Annotated in this window: 23 protein-coding genes; 16 read left to right on the plus strand and 7 right to left on the minus strand. The window is 55.5% G+C overall.

Annotated elements, in window-relative coordinates; all coding sequences use genetic code 11:
• The first annotated feature begins 72 nt into the window (after positions 1–72).
• Entirely contained in the window at positions 73–972 is a 900-nt protein-coding gene (nhaR, locus tag KGP16_RS03795; RefSeq protein WP_021179255.1) for a transcriptional activator NhaR, read from the plus strand.
• A 66-nt stretch (positions 973–1,038) separates the two neighbouring features.
• On the opposite strand, the gene rpsT is transcribed toward nhaR, so the two are convergent.
• Entirely contained in the window at positions 1,039–1,302 is a 264-nt protein-coding gene (gene rpsT / locus KGP16_RS03800) for a 30S ribosomal protein S20 (protein WP_024527210.1), read from the minus strand.
• Positions 1,303–1,737: 435 nt separating this feature from the next.
• Here rpsT and ribF point away from each other — a divergent pair, with 435 nt between their 5' ends.
• The 12 genes from ribF to kefC all read left to right on the plus strand — a co-directional run bounded on the left by ribF (position 1,738) and on the right by kefC (position 18,137).
• Positions 1,738–2,676, plus strand: coding sequence for a bifunctional riboflavin kinase/FAD synthetase (gene ribF / locus KGP16_RS03805; RefSeq protein WP_024483575.1), 939 nt, complete (start codon positions 1,738–1,740; stop codon positions 2,674–2,676).
• 30 nt (positions 2,677–2,706) lie between these two features.
• Entirely contained in the window at positions 2,707–5,523 is a 2,817-nt protein-coding gene (gene ileS, locus KGP16_RS03810) for an isoleucine--tRNA ligase (RefSeq protein ID WP_094982166.1), read from the plus strand.
• 13 nt (positions 5,524–5,536) lie between these two features.
• Positions 5,537–6,043: a signal peptidase II gene (lspA, locus tag KGP16_RS03815; protein ID WP_024527207.1), complete on the plus strand. Its 507-nt coding sequence runs from the start codon at positions 5,537–5,539 to the stop codon at positions 6,041–6,043.
• A gap of 1 nt (position 6,044) precedes the next feature.
• Positions 6,045–6,515, plus strand: coding sequence for an FKBP-type peptidyl-prolyl cis-trans isomerase (gene fkpB, locus KGP16_RS03820; protein WP_094982165.1), 471 nt, complete (start codon positions 6,045–6,047; stop codon positions 6,513–6,515).
• A complete protein-coding gene (ispH, locus tag KGP16_RS03825) occupies positions 6,496–7,449 on the plus strand; it encodes a 4-hydroxy-3-methylbut-2-enyl diphosphate reductase (protein ID WP_021179261.1) in 954 nt (317 codons plus the stop codon). Before fkpB ends, ispH begins: the two co-directional genes overlap by 20 nt.
• A gap of 372 nt (positions 7,450–7,821) precedes the next feature.
• Positions 7,822–8,643, plus strand: a complete 822-nt coding sequence (gene dapB, locus KGP16_RS03830) for a 4-hydroxy-tetrahydrodipicolinate reductase (RefSeq protein ID WP_094982164.1) — start codon at positions 7,822–7,824, stop codon at positions 8,641–8,643.
• 469 nt (positions 8,644–9,112) lie between these two features.
• Complete coding sequence (gene carA, locus KGP16_RS03835; protein WP_115159055.1) at positions 9,113–10,261, plus strand: glutamine-hydrolyzing carbamoyl-phosphate synthase small subunit; 1,149 nt, start codon at positions 9,113–9,115, stop codon at positions 10,259–10,261.
• Positions 10,262–10,279: 18 nt separating this feature from the next.
• The gene (carB, locus tag KGP16_RS03840; protein WP_024527203.1) at positions 10,280–13,501 is read left to right on the plus strand and encodes a carbamoyl-phosphate synthase large subunit; all 3,222 of its coding nucleotides are present in this window, start codon (positions 10,280–10,282) and stop codon (positions 13,499–13,501) included.
• Between the two features lie 215 nt (positions 13,502–13,716).
• Positions 13,717–14,355 carry a 2OG-Fe dioxygenase family protein gene (locus KGP16_RS03845; RefSeq protein WP_071682153.1) on the plus strand — a complete coding sequence of 213 codons (639 nt, stop codon included), beginning with the start codon at positions 13,717–13,719 and terminating at the stop codon, positions 14,353–14,355.
• On the plus strand, positions 14,352–15,593 hold the full coding sequence (locus KGP16_RS03850; RefSeq protein ID WP_223500843.1) for a cysteine desulfurase-like protein: 1,242 nt from the start codon (positions 14,352–14,354) through the stop codon (positions 15,591–15,593). The genes KGP16_RS03845 and KGP16_RS03850 overlap by 4 nt, the downstream gene beginning before the upstream one ends.
• 137 nt (positions 15,594–15,730) lie before the next feature.
• The gene (gene kefF / locus KGP16_RS03855; RefSeq protein WP_059201950.1) at positions 15,731–16,291 is read left to right on the plus strand and encodes a glutathione-regulated potassium-efflux system oxidoreductase KefF; all 561 of its coding nucleotides are present in this window, start codon (positions 15,731–15,733) and stop codon (positions 16,289–16,291) included.
• Positions 16,284–18,137 (plus strand): glutathione-regulated potassium-efflux system protein KefC, encoded by a 1,854-nt coding sequence (gene kefC, locus KGP16_RS03860; RefSeq protein WP_021179268.1) that lies wholly within the window; start codon positions 16,284–16,286, stop codon positions 18,135–18,137. The genes kefF and kefC overlap by 8 nt, the downstream gene beginning before the upstream one ends.
• A 33-nt stretch (positions 18,138–18,170) precedes the next feature.
• On the opposite strand, the gene KGP16_RS03865 is transcribed toward kefC, so the two are convergent.
• Positions 18,171–18,785, minus strand: coding sequence for a LysE family translocator (locus tag KGP16_RS03865; protein WP_021179269.1), 615 nt, complete (start codon positions 18,783–18,785; stop codon positions 18,171–18,173).
• Positions 18,786–18,911: 126 nt separating this feature from the next.
• Here KGP16_RS03865 and KGP16_RS03870 point away from each other — a divergent pair, with 126 nt between their 5' ends.
• The 3 genes from KGP16_RS03870 (at position 18,912) to folA (ending at position 20,797) form a co-directional block, all read left to right on the plus strand.
• On the plus strand, positions 18,912–19,712 hold the full coding sequence (locus KGP16_RS03870) for a threonine/serine exporter ThrE family protein (protein WP_039995480.1): 801 nt from the start codon (positions 18,912–18,914) through the stop codon (positions 19,710–19,712).
• Positions 19,709–20,173 (plus strand): threonine/serine exporter, encoded by a 465-nt coding sequence (locus KGP16_RS03875; RefSeq protein ID WP_021179271.1) that lies wholly within the window; start codon positions 19,709–19,711, stop codon positions 20,171–20,173. Before KGP16_RS03870 ends, KGP16_RS03875 begins: the two co-directional genes overlap by 4 nt.
• 141 nt (positions 20,174–20,314) lie before the next feature.
• Positions 20,315–20,797, plus strand: coding sequence for a type 3 dihydrofolate reductase (gene folA / locus KGP16_RS03880; RefSeq protein ID WP_024483559.1), 483 nt, complete (start codon positions 20,315–20,317; stop codon positions 20,795–20,797).
• Between the two features lie 46 nt (positions 20,798–20,843).
• Here folA and apaH read toward each other — a convergent pair whose 3' ends face one another.
• The 5 genes from apaH to surA are packed head-to-tail and all read right to left on the minus strand — an operon-like array spanning position 20,844 to position 25,179.
• Positions 20,844–21,695 (minus strand): bis(5'-nucleosyl)-tetraphosphatase (symmetrical) ApaH, encoded by an 852-nt coding sequence (apaH, locus tag KGP16_RS03885; RefSeq protein WP_021179273.1) that lies wholly within the window; start codon positions 21,693–21,695, stop codon positions 20,844–20,846.
• 1 nt (position 21,696) lies between these two features.
• Positions 21,697–22,074, minus strand: a complete 378-nt coding sequence (apaG, locus tag KGP16_RS03890; RefSeq protein WP_039995481.1) for a Co2+/Mg2+ efflux protein ApaG — start codon at positions 22,072–22,074, stop codon at positions 21,697–21,699.
• 13 nt (positions 22,075–22,087) lie between these two features.
• A complete protein-coding gene (gene rsmA / locus KGP16_RS03895) occupies positions 22,088–22,906 on the minus strand; it encodes a 16S rRNA (adenine(1518)-N(6)/adenine(1519)-N(6))-dimethyltransferase RsmA (RefSeq protein WP_021179275.1) in 819 nt (272 codons plus the stop codon).
• Positions 22,899–23,891 (minus strand): 4-hydroxythreonine-4-phosphate dehydrogenase PdxA, encoded by a 993-nt coding sequence (gene pdxA, locus KGP16_RS03900; protein WP_223501492.1) that lies wholly within the window; start codon positions 23,889–23,891, stop codon positions 22,899–22,901. The genes rsmA and pdxA overlap by 8 nt, the downstream gene beginning before the upstream one ends.
• On the minus strand, positions 23,878–25,179 hold the full coding sequence (gene surA / locus KGP16_RS03905; protein ID WP_094982160.1) for a peptidylprolyl isomerase SurA: 1,302 nt from the start codon (positions 25,177–25,179) through the stop codon (positions 23,878–23,880). Before surA ends, pdxA begins: the two co-directional genes overlap by 14 nt.
• Positions 25,180–25,241 lie beyond the last annotated feature (62 nt).

Below are 25,241 nucleotides of genomic sequence, written 5' to 3' on the forward strand. Positions count from 1 at the left end.
AATTAACGATAGGGAGTTTGTCGCTCATCACGGCAGACCGTTTGCCGATGAGAAACCTAAGGAGAGAACGTTTTGAGAATGTCTCATATCAACTTTAACCATCTGTATTACTTCTGGCAGGTCTGCAAGGAGGGGTCGGTCGTGGGAGCGGCGGAAGCCCTGTTCCTCACGCCGCAGACCATCACTGGCCAAATCAAGGCACTGGAAGAACGGCTCAACGGTAAGCTGTTCAAACGCCAGGGGCGCGGGCTGGTCCCCTCCGAGCTAGGCCAACTGGTGTTCCGCTATGCCGACAAGATGTTTATGCTCAGCCAGGAAATGCTGGATATCGTCAACTACCGCAAGGAGTCCAACCTGCTGTTTGACGTGGGCGTAGCGGATGCGCTATCCAAACGTCTGGTCAGCCAGGTGTTGGAAACTGCGGTGGTAGTGGACAATGAGCAAATCCACCTGCGCTGTTTTGAATCAACCCATGAGATGCTGCTTGAGCAACTGAGCCAGCATAAACTGGATATGATCCTGTCGGATTGCCCGGTCGACTCCAGCCAGCAGGAAGGCTTGTTTTCGCTTAAGCTGGGGGAGTGTGGGGTCAGCTTCTTCTGTCGTCAGCCGATACCCGATTTACCGTTTCCGGCCTGTCTGGAACAGCGCCGCTTGTTGATCCCGGGAAGGCGTTCAATGCTGGGGCGCAAGCTGCTTAACTGGTTCAACACGCAAGGTATCAAGGTTGAGATACTGGGGGAGTTTGACGATGCAGCCCTGATGAAGGCTTTCGGCCTGTACCACAATGCGATCTTCGTGGCGCCAACGCTGTATGCGCTGGATACCTATAGCGATGATGACGTGGTGGAGATCGGCCGTGTCGATAGCGTGCAGGAAGAGTATTACATCATTTTTGCCGAGCGAATGATCCAGCATCCGGCGGTACAGCGGGTATGCAACAAGGACTTCTCGGCGCTGTTCGCGCTGTAGGCTTGAACGCCAGGCGTAAAAAAACCGGCCGAAGCCGGTTTTTTTAACAAGCACACAACGTAATGCTTATTGCATTGCGTTGATACGCGCCGTCAGGTTTGACTTATGACGCGCTGCTTTGTTTTTGTGGATCAGGCCTTTAGCTGCCTGGCGATCCACAAGTGGTTGCATTACGAGGAATGCTTTTTGTGCTGCGTCTTTGTCGCCAGCTGCGATAGCTGCGTCAACCTTCTTAATGAAGGTACGCACCATTGAGCGACGGCTAGCGTTATGCTTGCGACGTTTCTCAGACTGTATGGCGCGTTTCTTAGCTGATTTGATATTAGCCAAGGTCCAACTCCCAAATATATATATTGAGGACAATTCAAAGGCCGAGGAATATGCCCTTTTAGCCTTCGTTTGTCAATGGATTTGTGCAAATAAGCGCCGTTTGTACGGGCGGCACTTGCTACGTTGTGATGGCGCAGGATTTTACCAGCTTCAGCCATGGGAATACAGTGTTTCACGAGAAAAATCGCCATGTGATTTGCATCACAGTCTGCAAGCTGTTGGTCCTGGTGGGTTATCCCCCGTCTTTCAAGCGTCGGCCAGAAGCCAAGCTCGCTATCAGCGCGCTAATATAGCACGCATTGGGCCAGATAAACGGTGGTTAAGGCGATTATCCTCCGGTATGGTATGACTATTACATCAAAGGAACCAATCGCGGGTTAACCTTGACCGCTGTACAAGGTATAATCCGCCGATTTCCACTGTGTTGGGCCAGCTATGCAGCTAATTCGCGGCATCCATAATATCCGGGCACGCCACCGTGGCTGTGTGCTCACCATCGGCAATTTTGACGGCGTCCATCGCGGTCATAAGGCGCTATTGGGGCAGTTGAAGCAGGAAGGACGGCGACTGGGGTTACCGGTCATCGTCATGATCTTTGAGCCGCAGCCGCTGGAACTGTTTGCCGCGGATAAGGCTCCGGCCCGCCTCACGCGCTTGCGTGACAAAGCCAAATACCTGGCGCAGGCCGGGGTTGATTACCTGTTGTGCGTCAAGTTTGATCCCCGCTTTGCCGCCCATACCGCTCAGGCATTCGTTGCTGAGCTGCTGGTCGAAAAGCTGGGGGTAAAATTCCTGATGGTGGGGGATGATTTCCGCTTTGGTGCTGGTCGCCAGGGGGATTTCCCGCTGTTAGAGCTTGCCGGGCAAGAATTCGGCTTTGAGGTGGTCAGCACGCCAAGCTTCCGTGAAGGCGATCTGCGTATCAGTAGCACCGCCATCCGCAATGCGTTGCGTGATGATGATTTGCCGCTGGCAGAAACCCTGCTGGGGCATCCTTACAGTATTTCCGGGCGCGTAGTGCATGGCGATGAACTGGGGCGAACCATTGGTTTCCCAACCGCCAACCTGCCGCTCAAACGCCTGGTTGCCCCGGTGAAAGGGGTATATGCCGTCGATGTTTATGGCCTTGGCCCCGAGCCTTTGCCGGGCGTGGCCAATATTGGCACTCGCCCAACGGTGGCAGGTGTACGTCAGCAGTTGGAAGTGCATCTGCTGGATGTAACCATGGATCTTTACGGGCGCCACCTTGATGTGGTGCTGCGCGCAAAATTGCGCAATGAACAGCGTTTTGCTTCGCTCGATGCGCTAAAGCAGCAAATCGCCAATGATGTGGTGACGGCCCGGACGTTCTTCGGGCTACAGACACCGGCTTAATCTACGAACCGAAACGAGATCGAGAATCTAATGAGTGACTACAAGAATACCCTGAACTTGCCGGAAACAGGGTTCCCGATGCGTGGCGATCTCGCCAAGCGTGAACCTGGCATGCTCGCACGTTGGTATGAACAGGATCTGTACGGGATCATTCGTGCCGCCAAAAAGGGCAAGAAATCCTTCATTCTGCATGACGGCCCTCCGTATGCGAATGGCAGCATTCACATTGGTCACTCGGTAAACAAGATCCTCAAAGACATTATTATCAAGTCAAAAGGGATGGCTGGCTTTGATTCGCCTTATGTTCCAGGCTGGGACTGCCACGGTCTGCCTATCGAACTGAAGGTTGAGCAACTGTATGGCAAACCGGGTGAGAAACTGACACCGGCAGAGTTCCGCCAGAAATGCCGTGAATATGCTGCCGAGCAGGTAGAAGGCCAGAAGAAAGACTTTATCCGTCTGGGGGTGCTGGGCGACTGGGATCATCCGTACCTGACCATGAATTTTAAAACCGAAGCCAACATCATCCGTGCGTTGGGCAAGATCATCAGTAATGGTCATCTGCTCAAAGGCGCCAAGCCGGTGCACTGGTGTACGGACTGCGGTTCTTCCTTGGCGGAAGCAGAAGTTGAATATTACGACAAAACCTCGCCATCCATCGACGTCGCGTTCCATGCGGTTGATGCGGCGGCGGTGGCCAGCAAGTTTGGTGTAACCAACGTGAATGGCCCGGTGTCACTGGTGATCTGGACGACCACACCGTGGACGCTGCCTGCCAACCGTGCGATCTCGCTGAATGCAGAGTTCAGCTACCATCTGGTACAGGTTGAAGGTCAATGCCTGATCCTGGCAGCGGACCTGGTAGAAAGCGTGATGAAGCGTGCAGGCATTACCCATTGGGAAGTGCTGGGCAGTTGCAAGGGCAGCGATCTGGAACTGATGCGCTTTACCCATCCGTTTATGGGCTTTGACGTGCCGGCGATCCTGGGCGATCACGTTACGCTGGATGCCGGTACCGGTGCCGTACATACCGCTCCTGGTCACGGCCCGGATGACTTCATCATCGGCCAGAAATACGGCCTGGAAGTTGCCAACCCGGTTGGTCCGAACGGCTGCTACCTGACCGGCACCTATCCAACGCTGGATGGTAAATTCGTGTTCAAGGCCAACGATCTGATCGTTGAGCTGCTGCGTGAGAAAGGCGCTCTGCTGCACGTGGAAAAACTGCAACACAGCTACCCGTGCTGCTGGCGCCACAAAACGCCGATCATTTTCCGTGCCACGCCGCAATGGTTTATCAGCATGGATCAAAAGGGGCTGCGCAAGCAGTCACTGGAAGAGATCAAGGGCGTGCAGTGGATCCCGGATTGGGGCCAGGCGCGTATCGAAACCATGGTGGCTAACCGTCCAGACTGGTGTATCTCACGTCAGCGTACCTGGGGCGTTCCAATGTCCCTGTTCGTGCATAAAGACACCGAGCAGCTTCACCCACGCAGCGTAGAGCTGATGGAAGAAGTGGCCAAGCGTGTTGAGCAAGATGGGATCCAGGCCTGGTGGGATCTGGACGCTGCCGATATCCTCGGCGCCGAAGCGGCCGATTATGTGAAAGTGCCCGATACGCTGGACGTCTGGTTCGACTCGGGTTCAACCCATTCTTCCGTGGTTGACGTGCGTCCAGAATTCAACGGCCACTCTGCCGACATGTATCTGGAAGGTTCCGACCAACATCGTGGCTGGTTCATGTCATCGCTGATGATTTCGACCGCCATGAAGGGTAAGGCGCCTTACAAAGAAGTGCTGACCCATGGCTTTACCGTCGATGGTCAGGGCCGCAAAATGTCCAAGTCAATCGGCAACACCGTCAGCCCGCAGGACGTGATGAACAAGCTGGGTGGCGACATTCTGCGCCTGTGGGTCGCTTCTACCGACTACACCGGCGAGATTGCGGTTTCCGACGAAATCCTCAAGCGTGCTGCCGATTCTTATCGCCGCATCCGTAATACCGCGCGTTTCCTGCTGGCCAACCTGAACGGGTTTGATCCAAGCACTGACTGCGTGGCACCGGAAGAGATGGTGGTACTGGATCGTTGGGCCGTAGGCCGTGCAATGGCCGCACAGCAGGATATCGAGCAGGCCTATGCCAACTACGATTTCCACGAAGTGGTGCAGCGCCTGATGCAGTTCTGCTCGGTAGAAATGGGGTCCTTCTATCTGGACATCATCAAAGACCGTCAGTACACCGCGAAAAGCGACAGCGTTGCCCGCCGCAGCTGCCAGACCGCTCTGTTCCACATTGCAGAAGCGCTGGTACGTTGGATGGCACCGATCATGTCGTTTACCGCCGATGAAATCTGGGCCTTCCTGCCAGGCAAACGCGCGCAGTACGTGTTTACCGAAGAGTGGTATGACGGTCTGTTCGGGCTGGCGGCAGGCGAAGGCATGAACGATGCGTTCTGGGCCGATCTGCTGAAAGTGCGTGGCGAAGTGAACAAGGTGCTGGAACAGGCACGTGCGGACAAGCACATTGGCGGTTCGTTGGAGGCGGCGGTTACGCTGTATGCCGATAGCGATCTGGCAGCACGCCTGAACAGCCTGCAGGACGAACTGCGCTTTGTGTTGCTGACCTCATCGGCCAGCGTAGCACCGTTTGCCGATGCTCCTGCCGATGCGCAGCAAAGTGAACTGTTGAAAGGGCTGAAAATTGCATTCAGCAAAGCGGATGGTGAGAAGTGCCCGCGCTGCTGGCATTACACCACCGATGTCGGCCAGGTAGCGGAGCACGCAGAACTTTGCGGCCGCTGTGTGACCAACGTAGCCGGTGACGGCGAAAAACGTAACTTTGCCTGAGATCAAGCGCCTGATGAGTAGACCGATAAGTTCGACCGGCTTGCGCTGGCTATGGCTGGTAGTGGTGGTGCTGGCGCTGGATTTTTTCAGCAAACAGTGGATCCTGAGTAACTTCGTGCTGGGCCAGACCCAGCCGTTGTTCCCGTCAATCAACCTGTACTACGCCCGTAACTACGGTGCGGCGTTCAGTTTCCTGGCGGATCACGGTGGCTGGCAGCGCTGGTTCTTTGCCGGTATTGCGGTCGCCATCGTGGTGGTGCTGCTGGTGATGATGTATCGCAGCAGTGCCCAGCAGAAGCTGAATAATATCGCCTATGCCTTTATTATCGGCGGTGCGCTCGGCAACCTGTTTGATCGTCTGTGGCATGGCTTTGTGGTCGATTTCATCGACTTTTATATCGGCAACTGGCATTACCCGACCTTCAATCTGGCGGACAGCTTTATCTGCGTCGGTGCCGCCATGATCGTGCTGGAAGGGTTCTTGCCAGCGAAGAAAAGCGTCAACAGCGAAGGTAAGTGATATGACGGCTCAGGTTAACGGCAACAGCGCAGTGCTGGTGCATTTCACGCTGAAACTGGCAGATGGAACGACCGCGGAATCCACCCAGGGCAACGGCAAACCAGCGCTGTTCCGCCTGGGCGATGGCAGCCTGTCTGCTCCGTTGGAACAGCAGTTGATCGGTTTGCGGGTAGGGGACAAATGTGCGTTTACCCTGCAACCGGAAGCCGCGTTCGGTGCGGAGAACCCGGATCTCATCCAGTTCTTCTCACGCCGCGACTTCAACGAAACCGGCGTGCCGGATGTCGGTACCATCATGCTGTTTACCGCCATCGACGGCAGTGAAATGCCTGGCGTGGTGCGCGAAGTGGCGGAAGATTCGATCACCGTTGATTTCAACCATCCGTTGGCGGGGCATCCGGTGACCTTCGATATCGAAGTGCTGGAGATCGACCCGCAGCAGGAGGAAGCGCATGCAAATATTGCTGGCTAACCCGCGTGGCTTCTGCGCCGGGGTTGATCGTGCGATCAGCATCGTAGAACGTGCGCTGGAGATTTATGGCGCGCCGATTTACGTCCGTCACGAAGTGGTACATAACCGCTACGTGGTCGAAAGCCTGCGTGAGCGCGGTGCGGTATTTATCGAAGAGATCGCGGAAGTGCCGGATGGCTCGATCCTGATCTTCTCCGCCCACGGTGTGTCACAGGCAGTTCGGGCCGAGGCCAAAGCCCGCGATCTGACCATGCTGTTTGATGCTACCTGTCCGTTGGTGACCAAGGTGCATATGGAAGTGGCTCGGGCCAGCCGTAAGGGCACCGAAGCAATCCTGATTGGCCACGCCGGGCATCCGGAAGTGGAAGGCACCATGGGCCAGTACAGCAACCCTGAGGGGGGCATGTACCTGGTTGAGTCGCCGGAAGATGTCTGGCAATTGCAGGTGAAGAACGAACATAACCTGTGCTTTATGACCCAGACCACGTTATCGGTGGACGATACTTCTGACGTGATCGATGCGTTGCGTAAGCGCTTCCCGGATATTATCGGGCCGCGTAAGGACGATATCTGCTATGCCACCACCAACCGTCAGGAAGCGGTGCGCAGCTTGGCAGGTGATGCCGACGTGGTGCTGGTAGTGGGGTCGAAGAACTCGTCCAACTCCAACCGCTTGGCGGAACTTGCCCAGCGTGTGGGTAAACCAGCCTATCTGATCGACTCGGCGGCGGACATTCAGGAATCCTGGTTGAAAGACGCCAGCAACATTGGCGTCACCGCCGGAGCCTCTGCGCCGGACGTGCTGGTTCAGGACGTCATCAGTCGCTTGAAAGCCTTGGGCGGCAAGGATGTGCATGAGCTTAGCGGCCGTGAAGAGAACATCGTGTTTGAAGTGCCGAAAGAACTGCGCATGGATATCAAGCAGATCGACTGATCGTTGCCAATATCATTAAGTAACGGGAAGCCTTGGCTTCCCGTTTTGCGTTTTAACTAGCTGTAATTAATGGCTCCCACCGGCATCAGGCTTCAGGTGTCGCAGTATTGAGCTCGCCCATTAGCGTGCAGAATGAGCAAAAATCGACTTTATCGCCATTCATCGCAATGCATAAATAGTGCATGATTATGTAGCAACAGAAGGTTGACGCTAATCGGGTAATTGTTAATCAATTGACAGCGTTACTGATAACATATCGGGCATATCATAATTTTCTAATCCGTAAGCAAATCCTCTGGTAGTGATAGGGTAGGGAAGTTACCCTGAACCCATAGCCGAGGAGTGGCTTTTGACCATAAAAGAGAGCGAAGTATGACTGATTCACACATCCGCATCGCGATTGCGGGTTCCGGTGGCCGCATGGGGCGCCAATTGATACAGGCCGTGCAGCAGGCACAGGGCGTGGTATTGGGTGCAGCACTGGAGCGCCCGGGTTCTAGCCTGGTTGGTACAGATGCCGGCGAACTGGCTGGTGTTGGCGCAGTAGGTGTCACCGTCAGCGATAACCTTGAAAAGGTCGTCAATGATTTCGATATCCTGATCGATTTCACACGCCCGGAAGGCACTCTGGCCCATCTGGCGTTTTGCGTGGCCCACGGCAAAGCCATGGTGATCGGTACCACCGGCTTTGATGATGCGGGTAAAGCGGCTATTCAGGCCGCTGCGCAGCAGATTGGTATCGTGTTTGCCGCCAACTTCAGCGTGGGTGTCAACGTGGTGCTCAAGCTGTTGGAAAAAGCGGCCAAGGTGATGGGCGATTATACCGATATCGAAATTGTGGAAGCTCATCACCGCCACAAGGTAGATGCTCCTTCAGGAACGGCGTTAGCCATGGGCGAGGCGATTGCCGGTGCTTTGGGACGCGATCTGAAAGAGTGTGCGGTTTACGAGCGTGTGGGTTATACCGGCGAGCGCGATCCAAAGAGCATCGGCTTTGCCACCATTCGTGCCGGGGATATAGTGGGTGAACATACCGCCATGTTTGCCGATATTGGCGAGCGAGTAGAGATCACCCATAAAGCCTCAAGCCGGATGACGTTTGCCAATGGCGCGGTCCGTGCCGCATCCTGGATCTCAAACCAGCATAATGGGCTGTTTGATATGCGAGACGTGCTCGGTTTAGACCAGTTATAATTTATTGAACACCATCGTGATGTGGTTGTGTTGATCATAATGATATGATAATCGGACAATAATTTTATTGTCCTTTTTTTTAACATTGAAAATGAGGCTTACGATTAATTTTAATGCTGTAATCTGTTTTTGTTGGCCTTATCTAGTCTTAATCCTGTTTTTTCCGTCGTCTTTATTGCTCCCCACACCGATTTTAGCTGTTTTAAGCTATTTTTTCTGTCACTGTGTCTCGCAACCGTTTACTCGGCCTAGTTTGCTGATGTTTTTGTGCCTGTGACCCCATTAAAACCCTGAGGTCAGCAAAAATAATGGAAAAAATGGCGCTTTATCTAGACAAGCGGGACGCTCATCATTAAAATGCGCCCAATTTGCCAAAAATTGGCCTTGAGGGCGGTTTTTGCATTGATTTAGGGCGTGAAATCTGAATTAATATGCAAATATTGTGATTGATTATTCCTCGGAGGGTGTTTTGATTAAGTCAGCGCTATTGGTTCTGGAAGACGGAACCCAATTCCACGGTCGGGCCATCGGGGCAGAAGGTACGGCAGTGGGGGAAGTGGTCTTCAATACCTCGATGACCGGTTATCAAGAAATCCTCACTGATCCTTCCTACTCCCGCCAGATCGTTACTCTTACTTATCCTCATATCGGCAATGTCGGCACCAATGATTCCGACGCAGAATCCTCCGCTGTTCATGCTCAAGGCCTTGTCATCCGCGACCTGCCACTGATTGCCAGCAACTACCGCAACGAAATGGGCCTGGCCGATTACCTCAAGCGTCACAATATCGTGGCGATTGCCGATATCGATACCCGCAAGCTTACCCGCCTGCTGCGTGAGAAAGGCGCACAGAACGGCTGTATCATCGCGGGCGACCTCACCGATGCCGAACTGGCGCTGCAGAAAGCCAAAGCTTTCCCTGGCCTGAAAGGCATGGACCTGGCGAAAGAGGTCACCACCAAAGAGGCTTACGCCTGGCAACAGGGGAGCTGGACGCTGGAAGGCGATTTGCCGGAGGCCAAACCTGCGGGCGAACTGCCTTACCATGTGGTGGCCTACGATTACGGCGCCAAGCGCAACATCCTGCGCATGTTGGTGGATCGCGGCTGCCGCCTCACCGTGGTGCCAGCGCAAACCCCTGCAGAAGACGTGTTGAAAATGGCTCCAGACGGTATCTTCCTGTCCAACGGCCCTGGTGACCCAGAGCCTTGCGATTACGCCATCAGCGCCATCAAACGCTTCCTGGAAACCGATATCCCGGTATTTGGTATCTGCCTGGGCCACCAACTGTTGGCGTTGGCCAGCGGTGCCAAAACCATGAAGATGAAGCTTGGCCACCACGGCGGTAACCACCCGGTGAAGGATCTGGATAACAACACCGTGATGATCACCGCGCAGAACCATGGCTTTGCCGTTGATGAAAATAATCTGCCGAGCACGTTGCGGGTCACGCATAAATCCCTGTTCGACCACACGGTGCAGGGCATCCATCGTACCGATAAAGCCGCGTTCAGCTTCCAGGGGCACCCAGAAGCCAGCCCAGGCCCGCACGATGCCGCGCCGCTGTTCGATCACTTTATCGAACTGATTGAGACTTACCGTACCAACGCCAAATAATCAGGAGCCAGAAAAGCCATGCCAAAACGTACAGATATAAAAAGCATCCTGATCCTCGGCGCTGGCCCGATCGTTATCGGCCAGGCGTGTGAATTTGACTACTCTGGTGCCCAGGCGTGTAAGGCGCTGCGTGAAGAAGGTTACCGCGTCGTACTGGTCAACTCGAACCCGGCCACCATCATGACCGACCCCGAAATGGCCGATGCCACCTATATCGAGCCGATCCACTGGGAAGTGGTGCGTAAAATCATCGAGAAAGAGCGCCCGGATGCGGTGCTGCCAACCATGGGTGGGCAAACCGCGCTGAACTGTGCGTTGGAGCTGGAACGGCAGGGCGTATTGGCCGAGTTCGGCGTCACCATGATTGGCGCTACCGCCGATGCCATCGACAAAGCTGAAGACCGCCGCCGTTTCGATATCGCCATGAAGAAAATTGGCCTGGACACGGCGCGTTCCGGCATCGCCCATAATATGGAAGAAGCGTTGGCGGTGGCCGCCGATGTGGGCTTCCCATGCATTATCCGCCCGTCATTTACCATGGGCGGCACCGGTGGCGGTATCGCCTATAACCGAGAAGAGTTCGAAGAGATCTGCGAGCGCGGTCTGGATCTGTCCCCGACCAAAGAGCTGCTGATTGACGAATCGCTGATCGGCTGGAAAGAGTACGAGATGGAGGTGGTGCGCGATAAGAATGACAACTGCATCATCGTCTGCTCGATCGAAAACATCGATGCCATGGGGATCCATACCGGTGACTCCATCACGGTGGCTCCAGCGCAAACGCTGACCGACAAAGAATACCAAATCATGCGTAACGCCTCGATGGCGGTACTGCGTGAGATCGGCGTGGAAACCGGCGGCTCCAACGTGCAGTTCTCGGTGAACCCGAAAACCGGCCGCCTGATCGTGATTGAAATGAATCCACGCGTATCCCGTTCATCGGCGCTGGCCTCGAAAGCCACCGGCTTCCCGATTGCCAAGATCGCCGCCAAGCTGGCGGTGGGTTACACCCTCGATGAGCTGATGAATGACATCACCGGTGGCCGTACGCCAGCCTCCTTTGAACCTTCCATTGACTACGTCGTCACCAAAATCCCGCGCTTCAACTTCGAGAAGTTTGCCGGAGCCAACGATCGCCTGACCACCCAGATGAAGTCGGTCGGCGAAGTGATGGCGATTGGCCGCACCCAGCAAGAGTCGTTGCAGAAAGCGCTGCGTGGGCTGGAAGTGGGTGCGACCGGGTTCGATCCGAAAGTGAGCCTGGACGATCCGGAAGCCTTGACCAAGATCCGCCGTGAACTGAAAGATGCCGGTTCAGATCGCATCTGGTATATCGCCGATGCTTTCCGCGCCGGTCTGTCCGTCGATGGCGTGTTCAACCTGACCAACATCGACCGCTGGTTCCTGGTGCAGATTGAAGAGCTGGTGCGTCTGGAAGAGCAGGTTGCCGAAGCGGGCATCAACGGCCTGAACGCTGATTTCCTGCGCACGCTCAAGCGCAAAGGCTTTGCCGATGCGCGCCTGGCCAAGCTGGCTGGCGTGGCGGAAAGCGAAATCCGCAAGCTGCGTCACAGCTTCAATATGCACCCGGTCTACAAGCGTGTGGACACCTGTGCGGCAGAGTTTGCGACCGACACCGCCTACATGTATTCCACCTACGAAGACGAGTGTGAATCCAACCCGACCAACGATCGCCCGAAAATCATGATCCTGGGCGGTGGCCCGAACCGTATCGGCCAGGGCATCGAGTTCGACTATTGCTGCGTACATGCTTCGCTGGCGCTGCGCGAAGACGGCTACGAGACCATCATGGTCAACTGTAACCCGGAAACTGTCTCTACCGACTACGACACCTCGGATCGCTTGTACTTCGAGCCGGTGACGCTGGAAGACGTGCTGGAAATCGTGCGCATCGAGAAGCCAAAAGGCGTGATCGTGCAGTACGGCGGGCAAACCCCGTTGAAACTGGCGCGTGAGCTGGAAGCGGCAGGCGTGCCGATTATCGGCACCAGCCCGGATGCGATTGACCGTGCCGAAGACCGCGAACGCTTCCAGCAGGCGGTTAACCGCTTGGGCCTGAAGCAGCCGGCCAACGCCACCGTGGCAACCATCGAGCAGGCAGTTGAGAAAGCGGCCGGTATCGGTTATCCGCTGGTGGTTCGCCCATCCTACGTACTGGGTGGTCGCGCGATGGAGATCGTTTATGACGACATCGACCTGCGCCGTTACTTCCAGAACGCAGTCAGCGTGTCCAACGATGCGCCAGTGCTGCTGGACCGCTTCCTGGATGATGCGGTAGAAGTGGATGTGGATGCTATCTGTGACGGCGAGCGCGTGCTGATCGGTGGCATCATGGAGCATATCGAACAGGCTGGCGTCCACTCCGGTGACTCCGCTTGTTCACTGCCAGCCTACACGCTGAGCAAAGAGATTCAGGACGTGATGCGCCAGCAGGTAGAAAAACTGGCGTTTGAACTGCAGGTCCGTGGCCTGATGAACGTGCAGTTTGCGGTGAAGAACAACGAAGTCTACCTGATCGAGGTGAACCCACGCGCCGCGCGTACCGTGCCGTTCGTTTCCAAGGCGACTGGCGTAGCGCTGGCAAAAGTGGCTGCGCGCGTGATGGCCGGTAAATCACTGGCCGAACAGGGCGTGACCGAAGAGGTTATCCCGCCGTACTACTCGGTCAAGGAAGTGGTGCTGCCGTTCAACAAGTTCCCAGGCGTTGACCCGATCCTCGGGCCAGAAATGCGCTCGACCGGTGAAGTGATGGGCGTTGGCCGCACCTTCGCCGAAGCCTTCTCCAAGGCGATGTTGGGCAGTAACTCCGGAATGAAGAAAGGCCGTGCGTTGCTGTCGGTACGCAGTGGGGACAAGGCTCGCGTAGTGGATTTGGCTGCCAGCCTGCTCAAGCAGGGCTTTGAACTGGATGCCACCCACGGCACCGCAGTGGTGCTGGGCGAAGCGGGGATTAACCCACGCCTGGTCAACAAGGTGCATGAAGGGCGTCCGCACATTCAGGATCGCATCAAGAACGGCGAGTATACTTACATCGTGAATACCACGGCGGGGCGTCAGGCGATTGAAGACTCCAAGCTGATCCGCCGCAGTGCGCTGCAGTATAAAGTGCACTACGACACCACGATGAACGGTGGTTTTGCCACCTCGATGGCGATGAAGGCCGATCCAACCGAGCAGGTGACTTCGGTGCAGGAACTACACGCACGTATCACCAAGTAAGTTAATAACTTGGTTGCCACTGAGGCGCTGCTTTTGCAGCGCCTTTTTTGTTGCCGCAGCCCCCAAAGGTTGCGGTTTGCGGCTTGTGCTGATTTTGTAGGGGTGCGTCATATTTTTGGGATGACAAATTTGATATCCCATTATCTTTATCTATTTTTAATGGTGATTACTGTTATTTTCTGTTGTGAAACAGGCCTGTTCAATAAGGTGTCATCATGCTCAACAAACACGAGAATATCCTGCAGATCACCCATCTTAGCCAGGAAGGGATTGCTCAACTGGCTCCTTCATTCAACACGCTTCCCCACACCCAGCATGCGGATGGCAAGTACCGCCTGCGGCGTTATTCCGTCCTGCGTTTTCAGCAAGGCTTGGTGGTAGAGACGGGCAAACATGAGTTTGTACAGTCTGAGGATATCAACCATTTTCAGGGCAATATCGTCCGCCAATTCGAACCGCTCTTGACCACGACCTGGCAAAATGAGGGGATGCGCGAAATGTGCGAGGTCTTTGTTAATAGCAATGACCTACCGGACAACCAGGAGATAGAGATCCACCAAATCCGCATTACCACCACCTATGTTGAAACTCAGGTGGCACCGGAAGGTATCCATCGCGATGGTTTTGATCACATCGCGATAGTCGGTATCGACAGGCATAACATTGTCGGCGGGGATATCCTGCTCTATAACAGCAATCGCGAAGAGCCATTTTTCCGTAAGGTGTTGGAAAATGGCGAAGTTGCCATGATTGCAGACAGTAAGTTGTGGCATAACGCCTGCCCAATCCGTGCCGTCGAGACAGATAAAGAAGGGCATATGGATGTTTTTGTTCTGACAGCGAGGGTGGCATGAAATTTACGCCTGAACAAAGCCGGATGCAATTTAGCGCTCTGGGTCAGCTGTATCAAGGAAAAAGCGTGGTGTTCTTTGATGGCCCCGGTGGCTCACAGGTCCCGCGCACGGTGTTAGACAAGATGGTCGATTATTTGGGCCACCATAATGCCAACCTGGGGGGACACTATTTTTCCAGTAAAGCCACTGAGCGAGTGATGTTACAAGCCAGAGAGTCTGTTCGGGCGTTGTTGAATGCCAGCTCGGCCGACAATATTGTCTTTGGCGCCAACATGACCTCACTGACTTTTCAACTGAGCCGCGCTATCAGCCGGGAGTGGCAAGCGGGGGATGAGGTGATCGTCACCGCTCTGGATCACTATGCGAACGTTTCGAGCTGGCAACAGGCCGCTGCCGATAAACAGGTCGTTGTTCATCAGGCCCCGGTTAATGAGCAGGATTGTACGTTAGACGTCGATAAACTTTGTGCGCTTATTAACGCCAAAACCCGATTGGTGGCTGTTACCTATGCGTCAAATACCACAGGTTCGATCGTGGATTTAAAGCGTATCGTTGAGGTGGCGCACCAGGTAGGCGCTTTGGTTTATGTAGATGCTGTGCACTATGCTCCACACCGTCTGATTGATGTTCAGGCGTTGGGTTGCGACATACTCCTGTGTTCCGCGTATAAGTTTTTTGGCCCACACGTCGGGATTGCCTATCTGGCTACGCCGTGGTTACAAACGTTACGTCCTTACAAGGTCGAGCCGGCCACCGATCTTGGCCCTGGGCGTTTCGAGACGGGAACTCAGAGTTTTGAAGGGCTTGCGGGAGTGACTGCTGCGATCGAATACCTGGCTCAGTGGGGAGAACCCGGCGCGCCGTTGCGCCAGCGCTTGCAAGACAGCTTTAGCCAACTCAGCCAGCATGAAGAAGCGCTCAGCGCTTATTTCCTGGAAAAACTACGGCAAGTGAAGGGGGCGCGCTTGTACGGTATCGATCGGCCCGATGCCAACCGCCGGACCCCGACTTTTGCCGTGACGTTTGCGCACGGGCTGCCTGAAGAGGTTGCCAAGGCGCTGGGAGAACATAATATTTGTGTCGGCAACGGGCATTTTTATGCGCTGGGGCTGGTCCGCCAACTGGGTCTGGAGCAACGTGGCGGTGTCGTGCGGATCGGATTAATGCACTACAACACCCGCCAGGAAATTGACCGTTTGTTTGAGATTATCAACACGTTGAATCAGTCACTGCCGTAAGCCGGTGATGCCATATCGCCCCCATATCCTGACGATCAGGGGATGGGGGCATCGTGAGCCAGCAAGTTTTCATGCCAGTAATGGCGACACTATGACTGGTATATACTCGTTGTATGAAACGCAACAACGAGAAGCGCATGATCCTGATTATTTACGCCCATCCATATCCTCGGCATTCTCATGCCAACCAACGGTTGCTACAGGCGGTAAAAGACATTCCCGGCGTGGAAGTTCGTGCACTGTATGAACTGTATCCGGATTTTAATATCGATATCAACGCCGAACAGCGGGCGTTGGAACGGGCCGATATGGTGGTTTTACAGCATCCGATGCAGTGGTATAGCCTGCCGCCGTTGCTGAAACTGTGGATCGACAAAGTGCTGGAGCATGGCTGGGCCTATGGCCACGAGGGCAACGCCCTGGTGGGGAAAGACTGCCTATGGGCGGTCACCAGCGGCGGAGATGAGCAGCATTTCGCGTTGGGCGATTACCCCAACTTTGCCGCACTGGGCCAGCCGCTGCAGGCCACAGCGATTTACTGCGGTATGAAGTGGCAACCGTATTTTGCCGTGCACAACACCTTTACCTGTAACGAACCGGCCTTGATCGCCGCTGGAGAAGCCTATCGCCAGCGGCTGGTGCAGTATCTGATGGAACACAGTGATCCAGCAGCAGAGCAGGAGTCCGTGCATGGATAACCACTCGATGATGATTGAAGGGCTGATCTATCTGGGATCGGCCGGACTGTTGGTGCCGATTGCCGTACGCCTGGGATTGGGATCGGTACTTGGCTACCTGATTGCGGGCTGTGTCATTGGCCCCTGGGGGTTGAAACTGGTTTCCGATCCCGAGTCGATACTGACCTTTGCCGAAATCGGCGTGGTATTGATGCTGTTTATCATCGGGCTGGAGCTGGATCCCCGGCGGTTGTGGACGCTGCGGGCAGCGGTCTTTGGCGGTGGGAGCATCCAGATGGTGGGATGCGGTCTGGTGCTGAGCGCCTTCTGCTATTTCCTCGGCCTGAATTGGCAGGTGGCCTTGCTGATTGGCTTGACGTTGGCTCTCTCCTCTACGGCGATCGCCATGCAGGCGATGAGTGAGCGTAACCTGACGCCTTCGCCGATTGGCCGCAGCTCGTTTGCGGTGCTGTTGTTCCAGGATATTGCCGCCATTCCCTTGGTGGCGATGATCCCACTGCTAGCCAGCAGCGGTGCGGCTACCACGCTGGGTGCCTTTGTGTTTTCTGCTGCCAAGGTGGTGGGGGCGCTGGCGGTCGTGGTGTTACTGGGGCGCTATGTGACCCGGCCCTTGCTGCACTTTGTGGCGCGTTCCGGCATGCGTGAAGTCTTTAGCGCCGTGGCGCTGTTCCTGGTGTTTGGCTTTGGCATTCTGCTGGAGATGGCTGGGCTATCGATGGCGATGGGAGCCTTTCTGGCTGGCGTGTTGCTGGCCAGTTCCGAATACCGCCATGCGCTGGAAAGCGATATTCAGCCATTTAAAGGCCTGCTGCTTGGGCTGTTCTTTATCGGCGTGGGGATGTCAATCGACTTTGGCACGCTGTTCCATCATCCGTTGCTGATCGCCTCGCTGTTACTGGGTTTTATGCTGCTGAAGGCGGCACTGTTGTGGCTGGTTGCGCCAATGCTTGGGGTACCCAAGCGCCAGCGCGGGCTATTCGCCATTTTGCTGGGGCAGGGCAGTGAGTTTGCCTTTGTGATCTTTGCTGCGGCACAGATGGCCGGTGTATTACCGCTCGAATGGGCTAAATCGCTGACGTTGGCCGTTGCACTTTCGATGGCCGCTACGCCATTGCTGCTGGTGGTTGCCGCTCGCCTGGCCAAGAATGCCCCACAGGACGAACGCCCGGCAGACGTGATCGACGAAGAGAATGCCAGCGTGATCATCGCCGGTTTTGGCCGTTTTGGCCAGATCGCCGGCCGTATGCTGCTGGCTAACGGCGTGCATACCGTGGTGTTGGATCACGATCCGGACCATATCGAAACGCTGCGCAAATTTGGTACCAAGGTGTTCTATGGCGATGCGACGCGAGCCGATCTGTTGGAAGCCGCGGGGGCAGAACATGCCAAAATCCTGATTAACGCCATCGACGATGTGGAAGCCAACCTGCAACTGACGGCGTTGGTCAAACGCCATTTCCCGCACCTGAAAGTGGTGGCGCGTGCCCGCGATGTGGATCACTGGTATCAACTGCGGCAGTTGGGGGTGGAGAAACCCGCACGGGAAACCTTTGAAAGCTCGTTGCTGATCGGCAGAGAAACTCTCGAGCTGCTGGGGCTGGACGCCTACGAAGCCCGTGAAAAGGCGGATACCTTCCGGCGTTATAACCTGAAGATGCTGGAGGATACGTTGGAGAACTACGAAGACACCGAGTTCCGGGTCGCCAGCCTGCAACGGGCTAAAGAAATGCTGTCTTCGGCCATCGAGCAAGATCAGAAGCGCCTATCTCACGTGCAGCAAAACGGCTGGCGCGGCAGTATTGATGGCAAAGCACCGGAGGAAGAGGTCGTAGAGGCGAAAGGGTAATAGCTTGGCGAGGGTTTTACCCTCGCCGATTTTTCAGCTCAGCGCGACTTTGATACCCAAGGCGATTAACATCCCACCCAACAGCTTATCGACCACCTTCTGGGTCTTTTCCAGCCCACGGCGCACAGGCCCGCTTTGGATCAAAAACACCAGCACCGGCCACCAAACGGCGGAAAGGCCGAAAATAATTCCGGCGTACCACAGCTTTTCACCCAGGCCGGAGTTGATTTGCAGTACCTGGGTAAACACCGCCAGGAAGAACAGCGTGGCTTTCGGGTTGAGCAGATTACACAGGTACCCTTGTACAAAGGCGCTTTTCAGGCTGACCTGCTGTTGAGGCAGGCTGCTGACGTTCATCTTGCTGCCCCCGCGTGATAACAGGGCTTGAATGCCAACCCAGATCAGGTACACCGCGCCAGCGTATTTCAGCACGTTGAATAACCACGGCGTGGTGGTGATCACCACCGCCAGGCCCGCGACACAGTAAGACATATGAGTTGCCACGCCGCAGATCACGCCGAACGCGGTCATCATTGCTGCCAGGCGCGGATAGCGCGCCGCATTTTTAATCACCAGAAAAAAGTCTGGCCCGGGGGAAAGCATGCCGAGCGTGGCAATACCGGCGACGAACAATGAGGTTTCAAGCATGAGCGAGTCTCTGAAAAAGGCCTAATTCTGCTGATAATAACGCCACTCCTCCTGACGTGCATCAACCTATTACACTAATCTCTGGTTATATGATGGGGCTTCATTAAGAGGAAGCGATTGAGCGATATGAAAAAGGAATTAACCGCAGAGCTACCCGGTGTAAACCAGCAACAGCGTGAAATCACCCGTCTGTGTATTCAGTGTGCGTTGCTGCTGCTACAGCACGGGGCGGAAAGCATGGTGGTGGAACAACTCTCGACTCGCCTGGGTCTGGCGCTTGGCATGGATAGTGTAGAAAGCTCCATCTCGGCTAACGCCGTGGTGCTGACCACCATCAGCAATGAAGCCTGCCTGACCACCACGCGGAAGAACGTCGATCGCGGGATCAACATGCAAATGGTGACCGAGGTCCAGCACATTGTGATCCTGGCGGAACACCATTTGGCCGACGTCCATGACGTGGCTCGGCGCTTTGAAAAGATCCGCCCGCTACGCTACCCGCGTTGGCTGGTGGTGCTGATGGTGGGGTTGTCCTGTGGCTGTTTCAGCATGCTTAACGGCGGTGGGCCAGATGCTTTTGCGGTCACCTTTATGGCCAGCGGCCTGGCGATGTTTGTGCGCCAGATGCTGACCGCTCGCCATATGAATCCGCTGATCAACTTTTGCCTGACGGCCTTTGTAGCTACGTCGGTCTCCGGCCTGCTGTTGCGTGTGCCGTTTTTCCACCAGACCTCCAGCGTGGCGATGGCGGCCAGCGTGCTGTTGCTGGTGCCTGGTTTCCCGCTGATCAACGCGGTAGCCGATATGTTTAAAGGCCACGTGAATACCGGTCTGGCCCGCTGGGCGATGGCCAGTTTGCTGACGTTGGCAACCTGCATCGGCGTGGTGATGGCGATGTCACTGTGGGATTTGCGGGGGTGGTCATGAGCCTGCTGTGGGCGCTGTTACAGGACATGCTGTTGGCGGCGGTACCTGCGCTCGGCTTTGCCATGGTGTTCAATGTGCCGGTACGAGCGTTGCGCTATTGTGCCTTGCTCGGGGCGCTGGGGCATGGATCGCGGATGCTGCTGATGCATTTTGGCATGAATATCGAGTGGGGTTCGTTCCTGGCCGCCATTCTGATCGGCATCATCGGCATTTATTGGTCACGCTGGCTGCTGGCGCATCCCAAGGTGTTCACCGTTGCGGCGGTGATCCCGATGTTCCCCGGTATTTCAGCCTATACCGCGATGATCAGCGTGGTGGAAATTTCGCATTTGGGCTACAGCGAAGCCCTGATGTCGGTGATGATCTCCAACTTCCTCAAGGCCTGTTTTATTGTGGGAGCCTTGTCGATCGGCCTGTCGGTACCGGGTCTGTGGCTGTATCGTAAACGTCCCGGCGTTTAGGGATTTTTCTAAGGATCTGGGATTATTAGAGTTTATCTTCAGAGCCGTCCGATATATGAGTATCGCTCGATTCGTCTATCGACGGTGGCCGGGGCTTTACGTATAGTGTGAGCAATTTTGCTGCCTATACAGGGTTAAACAATGATTATCAGCCTGATTGCTGCTTTGGCGGCGGATCGCGTTATTGGTATGGAAAATGCCATGCCGTGGCACCTGCCGGAGGATTTGGCGTGGTTTAAACGTAACACGCTAAACAAACCGGTGATTATGGGCCGTAAGACCTTTGAGTCGATTGGCCGCCCATTGCCGGGCCGTCATAATATCGTATTAAGCAGCCAGCCGGGTAAAGAACCTGGCGTGACCTGGGTAACTTCGCTGGAGGAGGCTTTGGCTGCGGCTGGCGAGGTGGAGGAAGTGATGGTGATGGGCGGTGGCAGCATTTATAGCCAGTTCCTGCCACGGGCTTCCCGAATGTATCTGACGCATATCGATGCTGAAGTAGGCGGAGATACCTACTTCCCGGATTACGAGCCAGACGAATGGGAAACCTCATTCAGCGCCTTCCACGATGCGGACGCACTGAACTCGCACGGTTACTGTTTTGAGATTTTGGAACGCCGCTAAGGCGGGTTAGCTATCAAATGGGCACCCTTGGGTGCCCATTGTCGTTTTAAGAAGCCGCCAGCGTATCCGCGCCGTCTATCGCATCACGGCGGTTGCTTGGCTGGGTAAAGTAGCGCTTGTCTTCCCAACGTAGCAGGGTCAAATCCCCACCCCAACAGCAGCCGGTATCCAGACCGATGATGCCTTCCGGCGTGCCTCTGCCCTCCAGTGAAGCCCAGTGACCGAAGATGATACTGTACTCGGGGTCGACCAGACGCGGCAGATCAAACCAGGGTTTCAGCGGAGCGGGAGCGCTGCCCGGCGCATCTTTGCAGATCATGTCCAACTGGCCGTTAGGGAAGCAATAGCGCATGCGGGTCAAGGCATTGGTGCTAAAGCGTAGGCGTGCAAGCCCACTCAGCTCTGGGCTCCAGTTGTTGGGCATATCGCCGTACATCGCATCCAGAAATAACGGATAACTGTCGCTGCTGAGTACCGCTTCCACTTCACGGGCACACATCTGTGCGGTCTCGATATCCCACTGTGGGGTAATGCCGGCGTGGCCCATGATCAGTTTGCGTTCATCATCCACCTGTAGCACTGGTTGGCGACGCAGCCAGTTGATCAACTCGTCAGCATCAGGTGCTTCGAGCAAGGGGGTAATGCGGTCTTTGGGTTTGTTACGGCTGATACCGGCGTACACCGCCAGCAGGTGCAGGTCATGGTTACCCAGAACCATGCGCAATGCCGGGCCGAGAGAGCGGAGGTAGCGCAGCACTTCGAGCGAGCCAGGGCCACGGGCGACCAGGTCGCCAGTCAGCCACAGTTGGTCTTGCAGGGGATCGAAATCAACCTGAGCTAATAGCGACTGCAGTTCATCGAAACAGCCATGAACGTCGCCGATAAGATATGTCGACATATTAGTGGATCAGCGTAGGGATGGCTAAACGGAACACCGGAATGGCGGTACGGAATGGCTGACCCTGCTGATCAACCATTTCATAGTGGCCTTCCATGGTGCCCAGCGGGGTTTCGAGTATCGCACCGCTGGTATATTGGAACTCGCTGCCGGGCCGGATAATGGGCTGTTCACCGATCACCCCCTCGCCCTGAACCTCGGTTTGGCGGCCGTTGCTGTTGGTGATCAGCCAGTAACGGCCCAGCAGTTGCACGTCAAAGCGCCCCAGATTACGGATGGTAACGGTATACGCGAAGACGTAACGTTCTTCCTCAGGAATCGATTGTGATTCTACATACACACTCTGTACCTGCACACATACACGGGGCGAATCAATCATGACAACTGCTCCTTTATTGCTGCTGCGCCTGCTGTTGTGAAAGCCAGTTAGCCAGCTTACAGTACTGCGCTACAGAAATATTCTCTGCTCTGAGCGTCGGATCGACGCCGAGTTCCGTCAACTGTTCCGGGGTGAAAAGATCGCCCAGGCTGTTGCGGATGGTTTTTCTGCGTTGGTTAAATGCCTGGGTGGTCACACGGCTGAGCATGCGCACATCGCCGACAATATTGGGCATCACCAGATGTGGTACCAGACGAACCACGGCAGAATCGACTTTAGGCGGCGGTGCGAACGCTGTCGGCGGCACTTCCAACACCGGAATAACGTTACAATAATACTGCGCCATCACGGTCAAACGCCCGTATGCCTTGCTGTTTGGGCCGGCAACCAGACGGTTGACCACCTCTTTTTGCAGCATAAAATGCATGTCGCGGATAGCGGAAGTATAGCTGAAAAGATGGAACATCAGCGGCGTCGAGATGTTATACGGCAGGTTGCCGAACACGCGCAACGATTGGCCTTCTACGGCTGCCAGCTCGGCGAAGTTCACCGTCATGGCATCTTGCTGATGAATGGTCAGCTTGTCTTTTAGCTGTGGGTGATTGGCCAGGCGGGCCGCCAGATCGCGGTCAAGTTCAATGACCGTCATGCGATCCATCCGTGCGCCAACCGGCTCGGTCAAGGCTCCCAGGCCTGGGCCGATTTCGACTACCGCTTCGCCCGGCTGTGGGTGAATGGCTGAGACAATGCTATCGATGACAAACTGATCGGTTAAAAAGTTCTGTCCAAAACGTTTGCGGGCAAAGTGCCCTTGGTGGACTCTATTATTCATTGCTGTTAATTATCATTTTAATGGCGAGAGCCAAGGCCGTTTTGAAGCTGCCTGCATCGGCAGTGCCGCTGCCAGCCAGTTCCAACGCGGTACCATGGTCGACCGAGGTACGGATAAAAGGCAAACCGAGGGTGATATTCACCGCTCGACCAAACCCCTGGTATTTTAGTACAGGCAAGCCCTGATCGTGATACATCGCCAGCATCGCATCTGCATGTTGCAGATATTTGGGCTGGAACAGCGTATCCGCCGGGAGCGGGCCAATCAGCTGGATACCGCGGCTGCGCAGCTCGTCCAAAGCCGGAATAATCACATCCAGCTCTTCACGGCCCATATGGCCGCCTTCCCCCGCGTGTGGGTTTAGCCCACAGACATAAATCAGCGGGTGTGGGATGCCAAACTGGTTTTTCAGATCCCGATCGAGAATGGTGATCACTTCGAACAGGCTCTGTTGGGTAATGGCGCCCGGGACTGCAAGTAACGGCAGATGGGTCGTTGCCAGAGCGACGCGAAGTTCCTCGGTAGCCAGCATCATCACCACCCGTTCACAATGACTGCGATCGGCAAAGAACTCAGTATGGCCGGTAAAGGCGACGCCAGCGTCGTTGATGATGCTTTTGTTGACCGGGCCAGTAACCAGCGCGGCGAACTCACCGTTCAGGCAACCGTCACAGGCGCGTGCCAGAGTCTCGACCACATAGGCGCTGTTGGCGACGTTAAGTTCACCAGCGACCACGGCCTCCGGGGCTGCAACGGGCAATACCGTTAATGTCCCGGCACGCTGGGGCTGTGCAGCCTGGCCTGGCTGGTAGTCGCGCAGCGTGAGCGGTAACGCCAACTGGCGGGCGCGCTCAAGCAACAAGGCCGGATCGGCGCACACCACCAGCTCAACAGGCCAATCCTGTTGTGCCAGTACGGTGACCAAATCCGGCCCAACCCCGGCAGGCTCGCCGGGGGTGATGACGATACGGTTATTGTGGTGCATTGCTTCCATCGAGGATCTTCACGTAAGCAGCGGCACGTTGTTCCTGCATCCAGGTTTGCGCTTCTTCGGCGAACTTGCGGTTAAACAGCATGCGGTAGGCACGATCTTTCTGCGCCGCATCGGTTTTATCCACCTGGCGGGTATCCATCAACTGGATCAGATGCCAGCCAAAGGAAGAGTGTACCGGCTCGCTGACCTGACCTTTTTGCAGCTTCAGCAGCGCATCGCGGAAGGCAGGATCGTACATGTCTGGCGAAGCCCAACCCAGATCGCCGCCCTGTAGGGCAGAGCCTGGATCTTGTGACAGCTGTTTGGCTTCGTCTTCAAACTTCGCTTTGCCGCTCTTGATGGCCGCTGCCACTTCTTGCAGCTTGGCGCGTGCCTGATCGTCGGTCATCACCACTGAAGGTTTCAGCAGGATATGACGGGCATGCACTTCGGTCACGGAAATCGACTGGGTACCGCCACGGATATCGTTGACCTTCAGGATATGGAAGCCGACGCCGGAGCGGATTGGGCCAACCACGTCGCCTTTTTTGGCACTGGACAGACGTTCAGCAAACAGCGTTGGCATTTCCTGCAGTTTACCCCAACCCATCTGGCCGCCTTTCAGCGCCTGTGAGTCGGCAGAGTAGGTGATCGCCAGTTTGCCGAAATCGGCACCGCCGGTCGCTTCACCCGCCAGGCGTTTTGCCAGCGCTTCGGCTTCATCAACCTGCTTCTGCGATGGGTTTTCTGGCAGCGGGATCAGGATGTGGCTGATGTTGATGTCGGTTTCACCGCCGTTCTGTGCGCCGACCTGTTTGGCCAACGCGTCAACTTCCTGCGGCAGGATGGTGACACGGCGACGCACTTCGTTGTTACGCACTTCCGAGGTCAGCATTTCCTTGCGGATCTGCGCACGGTAAGTGTTGTAGTTCAGACCTTCATACGCCAAGCGGCTACGCAGTTGATCCAGACTCATCTTGTTCTGGGCGGCGATGTTGCCGATCGCCTTGTCCAGATCGGCATCGCTGACGGTGATCCCCATTTTTTGCGCCATCTGCAGCAGGATGTTATCCATAATCAGACGTTCAAGGATCTGGTGACGCAACGTATTGTCGTCTGGCAATTGCTGGCCAGCCTGCTGTGCGTTGAGTTTCACCGATTGCATCAGGCCGTTCACGTCGCTCTCGAGGACTACGCCGTTATCGACGACGGCGGCGACTTTATCCATTTGTTGCGGTGCTGCGAACGCGGTATTGGCACAAACCACCAATCCGAGAAGAAGCGTTCTCCAGTTCTTCATACATTTCCCGTTATCTGTTTCCGCAAATGCGGGTGAAAGTTGTTTTTTTTCAATTCGTTAAT

Source organism: Serratia sp. JSRIV006 (assembly GCF_019968685.1).
GTDB lineage: Bacteria > Pseudomonadota > Gammaproteobacteria > Enterobacterales > Enterobacteriaceae > Chania > Chania fonticola_B.

Coding starts and splice junctions, on each gene's coding strand:
- ispH (WP_021179261.1), top strand. CDS start 6,496: ATGCAAATATTGCTGGCTAACCCGCGTGGCTTCTGCGCCGGGGTTGAT.
- pdxA (WP_223501492.1), bottom strand. CDS start 23,891: ATGCACCACAATAACCGTATCGTCATCACCCCCGGCGAGCCTGCCGGG.
- KGP16_RS03850 (WP_223500843.1), top strand. CDS start 14,352: ATGAAATTTACGCCTGAACAAAGCCGGATGCAATTTAGCGCTCTGGGT.
- rsmA (WP_021179275.1), bottom strand. CDS start 22,906: ATGAATAATAGAGTCCACCAAGGGCACTTTGCCCGCAAACGTTTTGGA.
- fkpB (WP_094982165.1), top strand. CDS start 6,045: ATGACGGCTCAGGTTAACGGCAACAGCGCAGTGCTGGTGCATTTCACG.
- KGP16_RS03870 (WP_039995480.1), top strand. CDS start 18,912: ATGAAAAAGGAATTAACCGCAGAGCTACCCGGTGTAAACCAGCAACAG.
- ribF (WP_024483575.1), top strand. CDS start 1,738: ATGCAGCTAATTCGCGGCATCCATAATATCCGGGCACGCCACCGTGGC.
- ileS (WP_094982166.1), top strand. CDS start 2,707: ATGAGTGACTACAAGAATACCCTGAACTTGCCGGAAACAGGGTTCCCG.
- carB (WP_024527203.1), top strand. CDS start 10,280: ATGCCAAAACGTACAGATATAAAAAGCATCCTGATCCTCGGCGCTGGC.
- surA (WP_094982160.1), bottom strand. CDS start 25,179: ATGAAGAACTGGAGAACGCTTCTTCTCGGATTGGTGGTTTGTGCCAAT.
- apaG (WP_039995481.1), bottom strand. CDS start 22,074: ATGATTGATTCGCCCCGTGTATGTGTGCAGGTACAGAGTGTGTATGTA.
- KGP16_RS03875 (WP_021179271.1), top strand. CDS start 19,709: ATGAGCCTGCTGTGGGCGCTGTTACAGGACATGCTGTTGGCGGCGGTA.
- apaH (WP_021179273.1), bottom strand. CDS start 21,695: ATGTCGACATATCTTATCGGCGACGTTCATGGCTGTTTCGATGAACTG.
- folA (WP_024483559.1), top strand. CDS start 20,315: ATGATTATCAGCCTGATTGCTGCTTTGGCGGCGGATCGCGTTATTGGT.
- lspA (WP_024527207.1), top strand. CDS start 5,537: ATGAGTAGACCGATAAGTTCGACCGGCTTGCGCTGGCTATGGCTGGTA.
- kefC (WP_021179268.1), top strand. CDS start 16,284: ATGGATAACCACTCGATGATGATTGAAGGGCTGATCTATCTGGGATCG.
- KGP16_RS03865 (WP_021179269.1), bottom strand. CDS start 18,785: ATGCTTGAAACCTCATTGTTCGTCGCCGGTATTGCCACGCTCGGCATG.
- kefF (WP_059201950.1), top strand. CDS start 15,731: ATGATCCTGATTATTTACGCCCATCCATATCCTCGGCATTCTCATGCC.
- dapB (WP_094982164.1), top strand. CDS start 7,822: ATGACTGATTCACACATCCGCATCGCGATTGCGGGTTCCGGTGGCCGC.
- KGP16_RS03845 (WP_071682153.1), top strand. CDS start 13,717: ATGCTCAACAAACACGAGAATATCCTGCAGATCACCCATCTTAGCCAG.